This is a genomic window from Bordetella sp. (assembly GCF_057362025.1).
Genome location: NZ_JBMQQZ010000076.1, coordinates 28,656 through 45,413, shown reverse-complemented (window position 1 = coordinate 45,413; position 16,758 = coordinate 28,656). Strand labels below are relative to the sequence as shown.

Genomic DNA, 16,758 nt, shown 5'->3' with positions numbered 1-16,758 from the left:
GCCGTTCAGGACCAGCATGCCGTTGCCGGTCTTGGCCAAGCCCCCCGTCCCTTGCAGGGCCGAATCGATGGTGGCGTTGACGTTGTCATCGACCTCGAAAGCCGAGGCGGCGGCGGTCAGGCCGATGGCGTCGCCCGTCACTCGGTAGCCGTCGGTGGAAAACTGCATGCCGCTGACCTTGATCGCGCCCTGGCTGTCGTCCACCGTGACGGTGCCGGCGGCGCCGCCGAATACCGGACGCACATCGGCGGTGTCGAGCGTGCCGTTGCCGGTGCCATCGGTGTTGGTCCAGTTCGTGCCGGTCGCTGTCCAGGTGCCCGAGCCGCCGGCGATGGTGCCGTCCGCGCTGGTATTGGCGCCGTCCCAATAGTGATGCTGGCCGTCGGGGGAAATCGTGACGACCAGGTCATTGCCGATCTGGCTCATGCGCGCGAGCAGGCCCGCATTGACGGAGAAGAAGGCGGTATTGCCGCTATAGGCGCCGGCCGTGCCGGCACTGACCAGGGTGTAGGACTGGCCGGCATCCAGGGCGGGGCCGCTCAGGCTGATGCTGGAGTTGCTGACGGATGCGGTGCCGCTGACATCCAGCCGGCCGTAACTGGCCGGGCTGGCGGCCTGGAAGACGAGGCCGCCCCCGATCTGGGTGTAGTTGCCCGTGACCGCGATGGCATTACTGATGTGCAGGTTCGCGCCGCTATTGATGACGGCGTGGCCGGCGACATTGATATCGTCGTTCAGCAGCAGGTCGCCGCCCGTGAAGAGCACGTTGGCCCCGGTGCTGGTGATGGTTCCCTTGTCCGCCGCGCTCGTGCCGCCGCTCGCGCCCGTCAGCGTTCCCGTACCGCTGCTGCCTCCGGCGATGCTCAGGTCCCGCGTTCCGCCGTTGAAGAGGGTGCCGGCGATCAGGCCGCTGTTGGTCACGGCGCCGATGCTGTCGCTTGCAATGTTGAGCGCGGTGGGCGCCTGGATGGTGCCGGAGTTGAGGATCGTTCCGCCATTGGCGTTGAGGACGCGTATGCCGTCGGTCGCGCCGATGATCTGCCCGCTGTTGGAAATCTGGATCGTTCCGTCATCGGCGTTTGCGTAGACGCCAGACAACGCATCGATCCGGCCGGCATTGGTGACCGTGACGTCGCCCTGCGGGGTATACGCGGCGATGCCTTCCCCATAGTTGGCCGTGACATGGCCTCCCGCCTCGTTGGTCACCATGACCGAGCCGCTGGTATCCGCGTAGGTGCGGATTCCGGCGAACCCCAATCCGATAGCGGTATAGGCGGTGTTCTTGTTCGCGACGATCGAGCCGCTATTGACCATGGTGGCGTTGCCGTTCTCGGTTTCCACCACGACGCCGTCGTCATTGCCCGAGCTGATATAGCCGGAATTCGTCGCCTGCGCGTCGCCGTTGTTCGACCATGCGACGATGCCTCGCCGGGTCGTCGAAGTGATCGTGCCGGAATTGCTGGCGCTCGCGGTGCCCTGGTAGTTGATCGATCGCACGGCGTCGACATAGCCTTGGACCGTACCCGAGTTCTCGATGTTGACCGTGACGGGGGATGTCGACGGACTGTAGTAGCCGCCGTCCGCATACAGCCCACGCCCGTCGGCGGAAATCGCTGTGCCGCGATTGATCACCGTCACGCCGCCGTTGTTCGACGAGGCGGTGATGCCATCACCGGTGTTGGCCGTGACCTGGCCTGAGCTGTCCACGCTCAGGTTGTTATGGACGGCGGGGTTGGCGCTGTCCGACCGCAGGAATACCGCGCCGGAGCCTCCGCCGGACGTAATGGTGACGTCGCTGCCGATCGTTACGTTGGCATTCCAGCTGTCGGTCCAGCCGTCGATCGGTACGATGGGCTGGACAATGACCGCGCTATAGTCGGATCGGTTCAGAACCGTATGCCCGTCCAGTATCAAGGTCTGGTTGACCGGCCCCGTGGCGCTCACGGCAGGGGTTACAAGCACCGAGTCCGCCGTGACGTCGGTAAGGGTCAAGGACGAGCTGCCGTTGTCGCCCTGCATTTGCAGATTGGGCGCGCTGCAGTTGAACGAAAACACGTCGCCGGAGGGCGTGCAGGCCGCCATTGCGGGGGACGCCGAAAGCAACACCGAGCCGCAGGCGAGCCCAAGGGCGAACTGCAGAGGGGTAACGATAGGCGAGTACTGGCGGGGCGCGGTGCGCGCGGAGGGGCGGGGGCGGGCGGGCAAGTCGAACTCCTGAACGGGCGCCGAAACACCATGTGCGGGCACGGGTATTCGACGGCGTTTCATTTGAATTCACATAAATACAAGCTGTGTGCTTCCCAGTGTAATTGCGTCACGCTTCTTACTGACAAGTTACATTTCTAGGGTAAGTCGGGATGTACGGGAGCGCAGCGCTGTGCCGCCCCCCGGGGGCGACGTTTCAGGGCATGGGGTGGGGTACGCAAGTGCGCAACCGGTAGAACGCAGGTATCCGTCTGTCTTCGGATACTCGCGGGCCGGTCAGGAATGGTCGCGGCGCTTTGCTTGCTGATCCGTCTACATACCTCGGATCTTGTCCGGAAAAACGGTCAGCAGCCACTCGATGAAGACGCGCAGCCGGTGTGTGACGTAGCGGTTCTGCGGGTACACGACATGGAACGGATAGGGCGGAGGCTGCCAGCCCTCCAGGACCGCTACCAGCAACCCCGCCTCGATGGCCGGCCGGGCGGAGGACGCGAATGTCTGGATGATCCCCAGCCCCGCGATCCCCGCCGCGAAATGTGCGTTGCTTTCGTTGATACCGATTCGGTGCGCGATCTTGATGTCGATTCGTTCGTCCGCTTTCTGGAATCGGAAAGGCATGGCCCGGCCGTTCTGGGGCGAGACGTAGGCGATCAACCGATGCCCGTTTTCGAGTTCCCCCGGATACGCCGGAACGCCGAACTGCTTCAAATACGCCGGCGCGGCGCACGTGACCATCATGGCATCGCCGATATGGCGCGCGACCAGCGACGAGTTGGCCAGGGGGCCGCCCCGAATCACGCAATCGACATTGTCGCCGACGAGATCCACCGCACGATCGGCGACCCCCAGTTCGATGCGGATGTCCAGATAACGCGACATGAAGTCCGGAAGCAAGGGAACCAGGACATCGCGCGCGGTGAGGCCGCCCACATCCACACGAAGGTTGCCGCGCGGCGAGCCCCGCGTGGCATTGAAGGATGCGTCGATGTCCGCCAGGTCATTCAGGATGCGGGTGGCCTTCGCGTAGTAGTCCTGGCCTTCCGGCGTAACGGTGACTTTGCGCGTGGTCCGCTGCAACAGCTTGATGCCCAGATGCGCCTCGAGCTCCTGAACCAGCTTGCTCATGGTCGCATTCGGGATATCCAGCGATTCGGCGGCCCGCGTAAAGCTGCCCGCTTCCACCACGCGGGCGAATGCCCGCATTGCGGATAACTGATCCATGCATGGCCCCGCCCGTGTCTGTCCGGCCGAGATTATACATGTCGGTGGATAGTCATTTAGTTAATTTGCCATTTATCAATAAATTGGCGGTGATTAAAGTTCGCTTCACGCACTGCGCGAAGACACCGGTACAAGCGAGCCGCCGGCGCACTTCGATGCGGATATCCCGACTTTCCCATCACGAAACGGAGCAGATCATGAACGAACAACTGAATGGCAAGATTGCCCTGGTCACGGGCGGCAGCACCGGCATCGGCCTAGCGGCCGCCCGCGAACTGGCCGCGCGCGGCGCGCGCGTCTTCATTACGGGCCGGCGCCAGGCGGAGCTGGATGCCGCCGTGGCGCTGATCGGCCCCGCCGCGACGGCGATCCGCGCGGATGCATCGGTGCTGCCTGACCTGGACGCGGTGTACGCGCAGATCGCCAGGACGGCCGGCAAGCTGGACATCCTGTTCGCCAACGCGGGCGGCGGCGACATGATGCCGCTGGGCGCGATCACAGAGGAGCATTTCGACCGCATCTTCGGCACCAATGTGCGCGGCGTGCTGTTCACCGTGCAAAGGGCCTTGCCCCTCCTGACGGATGGCGCCTCGGTGATCCTGACCTCGTCGGTGACGTCGGTAAAGGGAACCGCCAGCTTCAGCGTCTACAGCGCGAGCAAGGCGGCGGTGCGCAATTTCGCGCGCTCGTGGGCGCTGGACCTGAAGGATCGCGGCATCCGCGTCAACGCGGTCAGCCCGGGGCCGATCCGTACGCCGGGCCTGGGCGGCCTGGTGCCCGACGATGCCCGCCAGGGCCTGTATGACGCGCTGGCCGCGCAGGTGCCGCTGGGCCGCCTTGGCGAGCCGGAGGAAATCGGCAAGGCCGTGGCCTTCCTGGCTTCCGATTCGGCCAGCTATATCAACGGCACCGAGCTGTTCGTCGACGGCGGCATGGCCCAGGTCTGAGCAAGCGCGGCCGGGCGGGCTACCGACAAAGATGGTCCACAAGCCGCGCCAGCATGCGGTCGCAAGCCTCGATTTGCGACACCTCCACGTACTCGTCGGCCTTGTGAGCCACTTCGATGCTGCCCGGCCCGCAGACCAGCACGGTCGTGTCGTTCCACTGTTGCCGGAAAAGCCCGCCTTCGGTGCCGAAGGCAACCTTGGTGGTGGGGGTGTCCGGCGGCAGCAGCGAAGCGAGCAACCGCACGGCGGGCGAGTCCTCTGGCGTGGACAGTCCCGGATAGGCATTGACCAGGTGGACTTCCGGCGGCGCGGCGTCCGGCAATGCCCTGGCGTCGCGCATGCGCGATCCGGTCCGTTCCAGCACGCGTTCGAGGATATGTGCGGGATCGTCCTGGGCAACGGCCCGGATCTCGAAGTCCACCGCGCATTCCTCGGGAACGATGTTCAGCGCGGTGCCTCCGCGTATGGTGCCGGCATGAACCGTGGAGTACGGGATGGCGTATCCGGCTTCGCGCGGGCCGTTCGCGGCGAGCTCCTCCTGTACGTCCCGCAGCGCGCCGACGAGATCGGCTGCGGTGTGTATGGCGTTCACGAAGCGGGGCGCCAGCCCGGAATGGCCGGCCTGGCCACAGCACAAGGCGCGATAGGCGGCCTTGCCCTTGTGGCCCGTGCCGATTTTCATGAGCGTCGGCTCTCCGACCAGGCAGAGCGAGGGCGCGGGCTGCATGTCGGCCAGCGCGCGGATCAGGTGCCGCACGCCGACGCAGCCGATTTCCTCGTCGAACGACAGCGCCAGTTGCAGCGGCCGTTTGAGCGGGCGTCCGGAGGCCTGGATCATGGCCATCACCGCGCATGCCACGAAGCCTTTCATATCCGAACTGCCGCGGCCATAGATGCGGCCCTCCCGTTCGGTCGCCTCGAACGGCGGGACGGTCCATGGCTGGCCGCTGGCGGGCACGACATCGGTGTGGCCCGATAGCATCACGCCGGGTTCGCTCTCCGGTCCCACGGACGCGAACAGATTGCATCGGCTGGGGTCCTGGGGATCGGCGACGATTATGGATGCGATGCCTGCGTCCTGCAGCAACTCCTGTACACGTGCCATCAGGTCGGCATTGGGCGTCATCGTGACCGAGGGGAAGGCGATCAGTTCGCGCAACAGTGCGACGCTGGTGGAGGGCGAAGGCTTGGTCATGGCTGTGCTAATGGCGATAAGGCCCTGACGGCGCGACGCCGAAGGCCGGAGGTAAAGGGAAGCACGCGGGTAGCCTCATGGGGCCTGGTCCTCTGCGGTGCCGGAGATATAAGGATCGAAGAAGCTGGCGGCGCTCATGCCCGGGATGTACTGGTCCGAGATGTAGGCGCGGCAGCGTTGCATGAAAGCCTGTGCCAGGCGGGAGGGTTTCATGGGCTTGTAGGTGGCCAGCCCCAGCAGCATGGGGCGGTGTTCGCCGGCCAGGCGCAGCCGCACGAGCCGCTTGCCGTCCAGGGATTGGGTCGAACGCGGGCGCACATTGAAAAGCGCATAGCCTATGCCGTTGGCGGCCATGGACCGTACGACATCCTCGGACCGCGAGCGCGCCACGACGTTGGGCTCCAGGCCGGCCTTGGCGAACAGCGACATGAAGTATTCCCTGCTCATGGGAAGATCCAGCAGCACCATAGGCTGCTGGGCCAGTTCGTCCAGCGTCACGGCGATCTGCTGGGCGAGCGGGTGCAGCTCGCTGACCAGCACATGGGGCGGCAGATGGGCCAGTGTCTCGAACTGGATCTCTTCGCCCAGCTGCAGGTCGTAGGTGATGGCGACATCGACGTCCAGCGTATGCAGCTTGCCGATAAGTTCCTGCTGGTCGCCCTCGATCATGTGCAGTTCGACTTTCTGGAAGGCCCGCGAAAAGCCGAAGATGACCTCCGGCGCGACCATCGCCGCGAGCGACTGGAAGCAGCCCACGCGCAGCACGCCCTGGATGGTGTCGCTCGATACGGACGCGATCCCATACAGCCGGGACGCGCGTTCGAGCAGGTCTTCGCATTCCTGCATCACTTCCGTCCCGAGGATGGTCAGCGCGAGCCCCTTGGACGGATGCCGTACGAACAATTGCACGCCCAGCTCGGTTTCGATGTGGGCGATGGCGGCCGAAATGGAAGGCGGGGATATATGGATCTGGGCGGAGGCCGACGCGATACTGCCGTGTTTGGCGGTAGCGACGAAGTACTCCATCTGCCGCAGGGAAATGCGATTGAGCATAGTGCAGGGAGGGAACGTAATCGGGTGGGCCTGGACGCCGGTCGGAGCAACCGCCCGCGGGACTCTCCACCGGCCCCGCACCCCTGTGGCGATCCGCGCGGCACGATATCGCAGTGTATCCACATATGCCCGCGGCGTGCCCGCCGCCACCGTTGCGCGGGGCTCGCCCCCGGACGCACCGGTCAGAGATCGCCGGGCACACCGAAGCTGGGCGCCGCGCGCGGATCGCGCGCGCGGGTGATGTAGTCCTCCACCTGGGGCTCGTATATCTTCCAGGCCTCGTACAGGGCTTCCACCGGTCCTGTTTCCACCCAGTCCATGCGCAGGTCGACGATGGGCCAGTCCAGGTCGGCATAAACCAACAGTCCGGCGGAGTGAACGGGGCCCGCCTCGCCGCCCGCGGCCTGTCCCGCCAGCAGGGCCTGCATCAGGCGTTCGGCCAGCGTGCCCCGCGCCTGCTCGAATGCCGCCAGCATGGCGGCGGGAACGTCGAGCGATGCCAGCATATTGCCGGCGCAGGCGGCATCCCGGCCGGCCGCGCTCGCCAGCGTGCCCAGCGCGCTGCTGCCCGTGTAGATGGCCGGCGGGTGGCTGCCATCGATGGCCATGAGCTGCCGGTACTCGATATAGGGACGCTGGCGCAGGCCGGCGAGCGCCTGTTCGGGCGTCTGGCCGCCGGCCATCGCATCCAGCGCCAGCGGGCCCAGGGCGGGATCGGTGATGTTCTGGCTGGCCGCCGCCCCGACACCGGCGCGGGCGCGGATGCAGCGCGCGGCGACCGCGGGCGAAGAAGAGGAAACCGCGGCGCCGAACTGGCCGGATGCGGGGCAGCGGGCGACGATCGAGAAAGTCATGGCGGGAACCCCGGTCGGATGTCAGTCGGGAATGACGGCGGTCGCGTCGATTTCCACCAGCCACTCCGGGCGGGCCAAAGCCGACACCACGATGCCGGTGGAGACCGGAAAGACGCCCTTGAGCCAGCGTCCGACCACGCGGTAGACCGCCTCGCGATAGCGCGGGTCGATGATGTAGATGGTGATCTTGCAGATATGTTCGAGCTCTCCGCCGGCTTCCTTCAGCAGCATGGCGATGTTCGCCATGGCTTGTTCGGCCTGGCCCGCGGCGTCGCCGATACACACGCTTTCGGCGGTGTCCAGGTTCTGGCCGATCTGTCCGCGCAGGAACACGGTGCTGCCCCGGGCCACCACGGCCTGGCATAGATCGTTGTCCAGGTTCTGTTCGGGATAGGTCGCCTTGGTATTGAAGGTGCGGATGCGGGTGTGTTTCATGGTTGGGTAGGGGTAGGTTGGATCGGATGTCCGTGTCGCCGAGCGGAGCCGTGTTCTGGCGAATCCGTTGGACCGCATGGACGCCATGGTCGATCCAGGCGGCAGCCGTGCCTATTTGTTTTTTCCGGGGGACTGTCTCGGAAATTCCGACCCGCACGCGCGGAGCGTCAGGGTTAACACCACCGTTCCGCCCCGGCCATGGGCGCGTCAGGAAATGCGAGCCATGCCCAAGGAAAAGGCGACTTGGCCCGGCGATGGGTCTATCCGATCATTTGCGCTCGATCGGAAGCATTCAAGCGCATCAACACAGCACAAGGGGATTGCAATGGTTCGAAAGCTTATATCGGCGGGGATCCTCGCCAGCGCGATGTTCGCCACCGTGGCGTGCGCGGAGGACGCCTTGGTCATCAGCACCTGGGGCGGCAGCTTCCGGGATCTGATCGACGAGAACATCGGCAAGGAATTCACGCGCCAGACTGGTGTGCCGGTCAAGTACATCACCGGTGGCACGATAGACCGGCTGAACAAGGCCAAACTGGCCACCAAGCCCGAAAGCGACATTACGTTCACCACTTCGCACATCGGCTGGCTTTACGTCAATGCCGGCCTGTACGAAAAGCTGGATACGAGCAAGCTGCCGAACTATTCGCATCTGGTCGACCGCGCGAAGATCAGCCCGTATCACATCGGCAGCTGGGCCTACGTGTATACCATCGGCTACCGGCCTGACATGGTGCCGCCGGGCATCAAGTTCGATAGCTGGAACGACCTGTGGAACCCGGCGCTCAAGGGCAAGATTTCCGCGCCGGACTTCGACCCCAGCCACATCATCACGGTCGCCGCAATGCTGTCCGGCGGCGATGCGGCTACGTGGCAAAAGGGCGAGGAAAAGCTCAAGGCGCTGAAGCCCAATTTCAAGGCCTTCTACACCAACGACGCGAATAGCCAGCAACTGATCGCCACCGGGGAAACGCCCGTGCAGGTCCTGCTCTCCATGAACGCGTACTACATGATCGGGCAGGGCGTTCCCATCAAGGTCGTCATCCCGAAAGAGGGCGCCGTGCTGGGCGTGGACACCATGGCCATCATGAAGGGCAGCACCAAGGAGGACCTGGCGTACAAGTTCATGAACATCGCCCTGTCGCCCGAGGTGCAGGCCAAGATCGTCAGCTACAAAAAAGCCAGCCCGGTGGTGGATAACGCCAAGGTCTCCGCCCAAGACGCCGCCTTGCCCGGCGTGTTCACCACCAAGCAGCAATGGGACACGCAGGCCATCGTCATCGACGACAAGCTGCGCGCGGAAAAGACCGCCGAGTGGCGCAAGTGGTTCACCGAGAACATCATGAACTGATGGCGCGGCATGCGCAGGCGCGACGTCCCGGCAGGCGGTCCTGCCGGGACGTTCGTGCTCCGGCAGGACAACGTAGACGAAAACGGATGGAGTTATGGAATCGCGTTCGGGGCTGAGAGGATGGCTGATATCGCCGGCGAGCTTTATCGCGCTGTGCATATGCGCCGCGCTGATAACGGTGTTCCAGTACAGCCTGCGCGCCTTCGTGCCGGGATCGATGGACGTCGGCGGCCTGACGCTGGCGAACTTCACCGGCCTGGACAAGCCGATCTATCTCGAGGCGTTCGCCAATACCTTCCTGCTGAGCGTGGAGACCACGGTCTGTTCGCTGCTGGCGGCATATCCGCTGGCCTACGCGCTGGTGCGCGTGCGCAATCGCGTCCTGAAGTCCTTCATCCTGATCGTCTCGATCACGCCGCTGTTCCTGGGCGAGATCGTCCGCACCTATTCCTGGATCATCGTCCTGGGCAGCAGCGGCTTCATCAATACCGTACTGCGCAAGCTGGGTGTGCTGGACCAGCCGCTGAACCTGATGTTCACTCACGTCGGCGTGCTGGTCGCGCTGGTGCATGTGACGATCCCGGTCGTCGTGCTCATGCTGGCCACCGCGATCTCGCACATCGATCGGGATTACGAAAAGGCCGCCCAGAGCCTGGGCAGCGGCCCGGTGCGCACCTTCCTGACGGTGACGCTGCCGCTGTCCATGCCGGGCATCCTGGCCAGCATCACCACCTCTTTCGCCTGGACTTTCAGTGCCTTCGCCACGCCGCAGATGATAGGCGGCGGGCGGGTGCCGACGATTTCCACGCTGGTGTACCAGCTTGGATTTTCTTCCATGAATTTCCCCCTGGCGGCCAGCCTGAGCGTTGCCGGCCTGGCATTGACGGTAGTTTCCCTGCTGCTGCTGGGCAGGGTGACGCGCCGGCTGAAAAGCACGACGGACCATTGACATGAAAATACGTAACGCCACGCCGTTCTGGCTGCGCATCGGCGCACCGCTGCTGGTGGGCATTCTGCTCGCTTTCGTGCTGCTGCCCGTGGTGGTAGTGACCCTGGCTTCCTTCAACGACAAGGCGCTGCTCAGTTTCCCGCCGGCGGCGTGGTCCTGGCGCTGGTTCGACCGGGTCTTCACGTATCCGGACTTCAAGGACGGTTTCCGCGCCAGCCTGGTCGTCACCCTCTGGTCCTCGGTGCTGGCGCTGGCGATCGGCACGGCATTGGCGATCGCGGTCAAGCGATTGGAGTTCCCCGGCAAGCACGCCCTGCAGGCCGTCCTGCTGTCGCCGCTGGTGATCCCGCATTTCACGCTGGGACTGGGCCTGCTTATCCTGGTGGCGCAGCTCAAGCTGGATCGCGGTTATGCCATCGTGATCCTTTGCCACATTATGCTGGTGCTGCCCTTCGTGCTGCGCAGCGTCTACGTTTCGATGGAGAACCTGGACGAACGGCTGGAGCACAGCGCCGCAAGCCTGGGCGCGTCTCCCGTGCGCGTGCTGTTCACGATCACGGTGCCGCTGCTCGCGCCCGGGCTGTTCGGCGGCTGGCTGTTCGCAGCCATTATGTCCTTCAGCGAATTCACCGCCTCGCTGTTCGTCACGACGCAGAGCACCCAGACGCTGCCCGTATTCATGTACAACTACGTGCGCGAGTTCGCGGACCCTACATTGGCCGCCTTGTCGGTCGTCTATATCGTGGTGACGGCCAGCTTGCTGGCGTTCGCGAATTACTTCCTGGGCCTGGGGAAAATTCTCAACATCGAGGAAACCCGCTAGGCGGCCGCGGCCGGCGGGCGCTTCGCGCTGGTTCAATAGCCGCGCGCGGCGTCGACCCGGTTCGCCGGTTCCAGATTGTCGGAAACGCGCAGGATGTTGTCGGCGATCTGCATGGCGGCGGAGGCCGGGATGGCGACGGACGCAAGGTGCGGGGTGATCAATACGTTTTCCATCCGCCATAGCGGATCGTCGGCAGGCAGCGGTTCGCGCTCGAAGACGTCCAGGGTGGCGCCGCCGATATGGCCGCTGCGCAGCAGATCCGTCATGGCAGCCTGGTCCACCAGCGCGCCCCGTGCCACATTGATCAGCGCGGCGCCGCGTGGCAGCCGTTGCAGGCGTTGCCGGTCGAGCAGGCCGCGCGTTTGCGGCGTCAACGGCAGCATGACGACGACGATATCGGCTTGCGACAGCACGGCATCCAGCGTATCCATGCCCGAGTGGCATTGCACCCCTTCGATTTGCCGCGGATTGCGCGACCAACCCATGACGGTCAGCCCCTGACGGCTCAGTTCGCGGGCGGCATAGGCGCCAAGCTCGCCCAGGCCAAGGACGGCCACGCGCACGTCCTCGGGGGAGCGCGGGTGGCGGTACGCCCATTCGCCGCGCCGCTGCGCCTGTTCGAAATGGGGAATATCGCGCGCGTAGCGCAGCGTGGCGAAGAGGACATAGCCGGCCATCATCCGGCCCATGTGCGGGTCGGTGATGCGTGTGATGGGCACCCCGGCGGGGAGATCCCGGCGCCCGACCAGCGAATCCACTCCTGCTCCCAGATTGACGATCAGGCGCAGATTGGCCATGCCGTCGAAGAAGCCCTCGGGCGGCTTCCAGGCCAGGACGTAGTGGATGCGCGAGCGGTCGGACATCTCGCTGGCGTGAAGGATGTCCAGCCGCGGCAGCCGCGCCCGCAGCGCGTCGCGCCAGGTCGCGAAGTCGTCGAAATCGCTGTGGAATACGAGCGACCCTGACGGCGTCGCGGTGGTCGATGCGCTCATCGGGTCGTCCTTCAATCCGCCCGGCGGATCAGGCGTGCCATGGCTTCGATGGCCAGTTCGTAGCCTTCGGCGCCCAGCCCGGCGATCACGCCGTCGGCCGCCTTGGAAATATAGGAATGATGGCGAAAGCTCTCGCGTCGCCAGATATTGCTCATGTGCACTTCGATGATGCGGCCGGAGAACGCCAGCAGCGCATCCAGGATGGGCACGGAGGAATACGTCAGGCCCGCCGCGTTGATAATGATGCCGCTCGCCGTGCCGCGCGCTTCCTGGATCCAGTCGACCAACTGGCCTTCGTGGTTGGATTGGACAAAATTCAGCGTCATGCGCAGTGCGGCTGCCTTGTTCTGGCAGCGCTCGCGCAGGACGGGGAAACTTTCCGAGCCGTATGTCTTGTTCGCGTCCAGGCCGTAGAGATTGGCGTTCGGGCCGTTAAGAAACCAGACCGTCAAGGCGTCGGTGGCAGTGGAGGTGGTATCGATGGGGCTGTTCACGGTGGCAGGCCTCAGGCTTCGTGTGGCACGGTCGCTTGCATGGCCGGCAAGGCCAGGAATTCCTCGAACCAGCGGGCCGCGCGGGGGTGGCCGGCGCGCCAGTCGATGTCGGGAAAGCGGAAATCCAGATAACCCAAGGCGCAGCCGATCGCCACGTCGCCGATGGACGGGCGCCGTATCGCCAGGGCAGCCGCCTGGGCTTCGATTTCGTCCAGGCTGGCATCCACCTTGACCAGCTGGGCCTCGCGCCATTCGGGCCACTGGCGTTCGGCGGGCCGCGCGGTGAACTCATAGCGGGCCAGCAGGGCGGCGTCGAGCAGGCCGTCGCCCAGCGCCTGGCGGGTCAGCGCCAGCCATCGCGCCGGACCGTTGCCGGGAAAGAGGTGGTCGTTGGCGCCCAGGCTGGCCAGGTATTCGCAGATCACGCGGCTGTCGTACAGCGCCTGGCCGCCGGGTAGGATCAGGGTCGGGACCTTGGCCAGCGGATTGTGCGCGGCGATGCGTCCGTCGCGCCGTATCGGGTGGGCGGCGCTGTCCAGGAATCGGATGCGGTCTGCCACCCCGGCCAGGTGCGCGCTAACCATGACCTTGCGGACGTAGGGCGACGTCGGGGCATAAAGCAGTTGCAGTGCGGTCATGGCAGGAGCACCACCTTGCCGAACACCGCCCCGCTTTCGAGCATCCGATGGGCCTCGGCCGCAGCGGCCAGGGGCAGGGCGGCGTGGATGCGGGGGCGGATGCGGCCATCATCGACCAGCGGCAGCACGTGTGTGGCGATGGCCGTGGCCATGCGTGTCTTCTCCGCCGCGCTCTGCGGCCGCAGGGTAGATGAGTGCAGGCTCAGTTGCTTTTGCATCAGGGTCAGAAGATCGATATTGACGGAGGACCCCTGCAGGAAGGACAGGCTGACGTGGCGTCCGCCGAAGGCCAGCGCCTGCAGGTTGCGGCGCACGTAATCGCCGCCGACCATGTCGAGCACGACATCCACGCCCCGCCCTTGGGTGACATCCTGGCAGGCGGCGACGAAATCCTCGTCGCGGTAGCAGATGGCATGCGCCGCGCCCATATCGCGCAAAGCGGGCAGGCGATCGGTCCGGCCGGCGGTGGCGATGACCCTGGCGCCGGCGGCGTGGGCCATGCGGATCGCCAGCGTACCGATGCCGCCGGCGGCGCCGTGGATCAGCACCGTCTCGCCCATGCGCAGGCCGCCCAGTTCGAAGAGGTTGTGCCAGACCGTGAACAGTCCTTCGGGCAGGGCGCCGGCGGCATCGTCGCCGATGCCGTCCGGCACCGGCAGCGAGTGGTCCATACGCGCCACGCACCATTCGGCATAGCCGCCGCCCGGCAGCAGGCTCATGAGGCGTTGGCCGAGCAGGGTCTCCGGCACGCCGGGGCCGCATGCAACGACTTCCCCGCACACTTCCAGGCCGAGGATGTCGGTCACCCCCGGCGCCGGTTTGGCCAGGCCTTGCCGCTGCATGATGTCGGGCCGGTTGACGCCGGCGGCGCGCACGCGCAGCAGCACTTCGCCCGTGGCCGGGGTGGGGACGGGCCGCGTGGCGACGGCCAGGACGTCGGCGTCGCCGGGCTGGCGCGCGATGACGGCTTGCATGGTGGCGGGAGTATGGGTCATGACGCGGCGTTGAAGACGCTGATGCCTTGATCGGGCAGGACCAGGGCGGTGACCGCGCCCACGGGCCACAGCCGGGGGGCGTCGAGTCCGGCGCTGCGGACCATGACGCGCTTGTGTCCCGCCACGGGGATGTCCACGTCGATGTAGGAGTCGATGTGATCGCCCTGGAACACGTGGTTGACGACCGTCCCGCTCAGGACGGAGCCTCCGTTCAGGTTTTCGAGACGTATCTGCTCGGGTCGCACGTAGACGTCCAGCCGCCGCCCTTCATGGGAACCGCCGACCAGGCGCTCGCGCGGGACGCGTATCAATCCGGCCCCCAGGCGCAGCTGTATGCCGTCCTGGTCGGCGCCGTGGTAATGGGCGGGCAGGATATTCACATCGCCCAGGAAGGCGGCGACAAAGGGGTCCTGAGGATTGCGGTAGAGCTCGTCGGGCGTGGCGATCTGCCGGATTACCCCGCTGGACATCACCGCGATGCGGTCCGACATGCTCAGCGCCTCGCCCTGGTCGTGCGTGACGAAAACCGTGGTGACGCCCAACTGGCGCTGGATCTCGCGTATCTCTACCTGCATGGCACCGCGCAGGCCCTTGTCCAGCGCCGAAAACGGCTCGTCCAGCAGCAGGACCTTGGGGCGGATCACCAGGGCCCGGGCCAGGGCGACGCGCTGTTGCTGCCCGCCGGACAATTCCCGGGGCTTGCGCTGGCCCAGTCCATCCAGCTTCACCAGCGCCATGGCCTCGCGCACGCGCTGGGCGATTTCGGCGGATGGCAGGCGGCGCGTGCGCAGGCCGTAGCCGATATTGCGTTCCACCGTCATGTGGGGGAAAAGCGCGTAGTTCTGGAACACGATGCCGATCTGCCGTTGATAGGGCGGCAGGTCCGTGACCAGTTGGTCGTCGATGAAGATTTCGCCGTTGTCGGCTTGCGCGAAGCCAGCTATCAGATTGAGCAGAGTGGTCTTGCCGCAGCCGGAAGGCCCCAGCAAGGTCAGGAATTCGCCGCGCCGGATCTTCAGCGACAGTTGCTGCAGCACCGTCTGGTCGCGGTACTTCTTGACCACGCCTTCCAGGCTGACGGCGGTGGCGGATTCCGGGGGAAGGGGGCTGGTCTGCATGGGCGGCTGGCTCGACAGGTCGAAGCCCGGTCTGATGATCGATGCTTCGAAGGATACGGCAGGCAGCCGGCAGCGGCCCTTTGTCGATACTGAGGCGGTTCATCGGAAAAAACGAAAGCCATCGCCGGGCAGCCATTTGCTTTTTCCTAAGCCCGGCGTCCGAAAAACGAAGTTATCAAACCGTGCGATCTCGCTCACACTGCCCGCCAAGGTCTCGATACTACTTAGGAATTCGAAATGTCCATCGAAACAACCAATACGCTGGTGATCGGCGCGGGCCAGGCGGGCATCGCGATGAGCGAGCACCTGCGCTCGAAGGGGATTGCCCACATCGTGCTGGAACGCAAGCGCATTGCCGAACGCTGGCGTTCCGAACGATGGGATTCGCTCGTGGCCAATGGCCCGGCCTGGCACGACCGCTTTCCCAACCTGGCGTTCGACGATGTCGGTCCCGAGGTTTTCCCGCCCAAGGAACGCATGGCGCAGTATTTCGAGGATTACGCGCGCATGATCGAGGCACCCGTCCGCACCGGGGTCGAGGTCACGCACGTCAGGCGCAACGCGGGGCGGCCAGGGTTCACCATCACCACTTCCGAGGGCGTGATCGAGGCCCTGCACGTCGTTGCGGCGACCGGGCCGTTCCAGGTTCCCAGCTATCCGGCGATCGTCCCGGCCGATGCCGGCATCCGCCAGCTGCATTCCTCGGCCTACAAGAATCCGGCGCAATTGGAAGCGGGCGCGGTGCTGGTCGTGGGCGCCGGCGCATCCGGCTCGCAGATCGCCGAGGAACTGCGCCTGGCGGGCAGAGAGGTTTACCTTTCCGTGGGCGAGCACTATCGTCCGCCCCGTTCCTACCGGCAACGCGATTACTGCTGGTGGCTGGGCGCGCTGGGCATGTGGGACGAAGTCAAGAAAAAGCCGAAGCGCGAGCACGTCGCGTTCGCGGTCAGCGGCTACGACAATGGCAAGACCGTCGACTTCCGCCGGCTGGCGCACATGGGCATCACGCTGGTCGGCGTGACCAAAAACTATGAGAATGGCGTGATGACCTTCGAGGAAGGCCTGGCCAGGAACATCGCACAGGGCGACGCGGACTATTTCGAGGTTTTGCGCGAGGCCGATGCCTATATCGAGCAGAACGGACTGGACCTGCCGCCCGAACCCGATGCCTGGAAACTGCTCGACGATCCGGAATGCCTGACGCATCCGATCTCCACGCTGGACATCGCCAAGGCGGGCATCCGCACCATCCTGTGGGCGACGGGATTCAAGGTGGATTTCAGCTGGATGGACATCGATACGTTCGACGCGAACGGCTACCCGGTGCACAAGCGCGGGATCTCCGCGGAAAAAGGCATTTATTTCCTTGGCCTGCCGAACCTGACGAACCGCTCCTCATCGTTCATCTGGGGCGTCTGGCATGACGCCAGGTACATCGCGGATCACATCGGCATCCACCTCGATTACCTGGCTTACCGGAAACCCTGA

Annotated in this window: 16 protein-coding genes; 5 read left to right on the top strand and 11 right to left on the bottom strand. The window is 65.2% G+C overall.

The annotated features are described in order from the left end of the window. The coding region (locus ACO1P8_RS15030) for a beta strand repeat-containing protein (RefSeq protein ID WP_486296689.1) at positions 1-2,205 on the bottom strand (2,205 nt) is incomplete at its 3' end. Positions 2,206-2,517: 312 nt separating this feature from the next. Further along, entirely contained in the window at positions 2,518-3,426 is a 909-nt protein-coding gene (locus ACO1P8_RS15025) for a LysR family transcriptional regulator (protein ID WP_486296688.1), read from the bottom strand. A 197-nt stretch (positions 3,427-3,623) separates the two neighbouring features. On the opposite strand from ACO1P8_RS15025, the gene ACO1P8_RS15020 reads away from it, so the two are divergent. Continuing rightward, positions 3,624-4,373, top strand: a complete 750-nt coding sequence (locus ACO1P8_RS15020; RefSeq protein ID WP_486296687.1) for an SDR family oxidoreductase — start codon at positions 3,624-3,626, stop codon at positions 4,371-4,373. Positions 4,374-4,392: 19 nt separating this feature from the next. Here the strand turns inward: ACO1P8_RS15020 and argE are convergent, their stop codons facing one another. The 4 genes from argE to ACO1P8_RS15000 all read right to left on the bottom strand — a co-directional run bounded on the left by argE (position 4,393) and on the right by ACO1P8_RS15000 (position 7,910). Continuing rightward, complete coding sequence (argE, locus tag ACO1P8_RS15015) at positions 4,393-5,568, bottom strand: acetylornithine deacetylase (protein WP_486296686.1); 1,176 nt, start codon at positions 5,566-5,568, stop codon at positions 4,393-4,395. Positions 5,569-5,643: 75 nt separating this feature from the next. Further along, positions 5,644-6,621: a LysR substrate-binding domain-containing protein gene (locus ACO1P8_RS15010; protein WP_486296685.1), complete on the bottom strand. Its 978-nt coding sequence runs from the start codon at positions 6,619-6,621 to the stop codon at positions 5,644-5,646. 182 nt (positions 6,622-6,803) lie between these two features. After that, positions 6,804-7,475, bottom strand: coding sequence for a DUF1028 domain-containing protein (locus tag ACO1P8_RS15005; RefSeq protein WP_486296684.1), 672 nt, complete (start codon positions 7,473-7,475; stop codon positions 6,804-6,806). A gap of 21 nt (positions 7,476-7,496) precedes the next feature. Then, positions 7,497-7,910 carry a RidA family protein gene (locus ACO1P8_RS15000; RefSeq protein WP_486296683.1) on the bottom strand — a complete coding sequence of 138 codons (414 nt, stop codon included), beginning with the start codon at positions 7,908-7,910 and terminating at the stop codon, positions 7,497-7,499. Between the two features lie 325 nt (positions 7,911-8,235). Between ACO1P8_RS15000 and ACO1P8_RS14995 the strand changes: the two genes are divergently transcribed. From ACO1P8_RS14995 to ACO1P8_RS14985, 3 genes are all read left to right on the top strand, one after another. Continuing rightward, a complete protein-coding gene (locus tag ACO1P8_RS14995; RefSeq protein WP_486296682.1) occupies positions 8,236-9,261 on the top strand; it encodes an ABC transporter substrate-binding protein in 1,026 nt (341 codons plus the stop codon). A 94-nt stretch (positions 9,262-9,355) separates the two neighbouring features. Continuing rightward, positions 9,356-10,210, top strand: a complete 855-nt coding sequence (locus ACO1P8_RS14990; protein WP_486296681.1) for an ABC transporter permease — start codon at positions 9,356-9,358, stop codon at positions 10,208-10,210. 1 nt (position 10,211) lies between these two features. After that, positions 10,212-11,033: an ABC transporter permease gene (locus ACO1P8_RS14985; RefSeq protein WP_486296680.1), complete on the top strand. Its 822-nt coding sequence runs from the start codon at positions 10,212-10,214 to the stop codon at positions 11,031-11,033. 32 nt (positions 11,034-11,065) lie between these two features. Here the strand turns inward: ACO1P8_RS14985 and ACO1P8_RS14980 are convergent, their stop codons facing one another. Genes ACO1P8_RS14980 through ACO1P8_RS14960 form a run of 5 tightly spaced genes read right to left on the bottom strand, consistent with a single transcriptional unit; the run spans position 11,066 to position 15,270 of the window. Beyond that, positions 11,066-12,025 carry a 2-hydroxyacid dehydrogenase gene (locus tag ACO1P8_RS14980; protein WP_486296679.1) on the bottom strand — a complete coding sequence of 320 codons (960 nt, stop codon included), beginning with the start codon at positions 12,023-12,025 and terminating at the stop codon, positions 11,066-11,068. 11 nt (positions 12,026-12,036) lie between these two features. Continuing rightward, positions 12,037-12,519 (bottom strand): type II 3-dehydroquinate dehydratase, encoded by a 483-nt coding sequence (locus ACO1P8_RS14975; protein ID WP_486296678.1) that lies wholly within the window; start codon positions 12,517-12,519, stop codon positions 12,037-12,039. An 11-nt stretch (positions 12,520-12,530) separates the two neighbouring features. Continuing rightward, a complete protein-coding gene (locus ACO1P8_RS14970; RefSeq protein ID WP_486296691.1) occupies positions 12,531-13,148 on the bottom strand; it encodes a glutathione S-transferase in 618 nt (205 codons plus the stop codon). A gap of 5 nt (positions 13,149-13,153) precedes the next feature. Next, positions 13,154-14,152 carry an NAD(P)H-quinone oxidoreductase gene (locus tag ACO1P8_RS14965; protein WP_486296677.1) on the bottom strand — a complete coding sequence of 333 codons (999 nt, stop codon included), beginning with the start codon at positions 14,150-14,152 and terminating at the stop codon, positions 13,154-13,156. After that, positions 14,149-15,270 (bottom strand): ABC transporter ATP-binding protein, encoded by a 1,122-nt coding sequence (locus ACO1P8_RS14960; RefSeq protein WP_486296676.1) that lies wholly within the window; start codon positions 15,268-15,270, stop codon positions 14,149-14,151. Before ACO1P8_RS14960 ends, ACO1P8_RS14965 begins: the two co-directional genes overlap by 4 nt. Before the next feature lie 237 nt (positions 15,271-15,507). Here ACO1P8_RS14960 and ACO1P8_RS14955 point away from each other — a divergent pair, with 237 nt between their 5' ends. Continuing rightward, positions 15,508-16,758, top strand: a complete 1,251-nt coding sequence (locus ACO1P8_RS14955; RefSeq protein WP_486296675.1) for a flavin-containing monooxygenase — start codon at positions 15,508-15,510, stop codon at positions 16,756-16,758.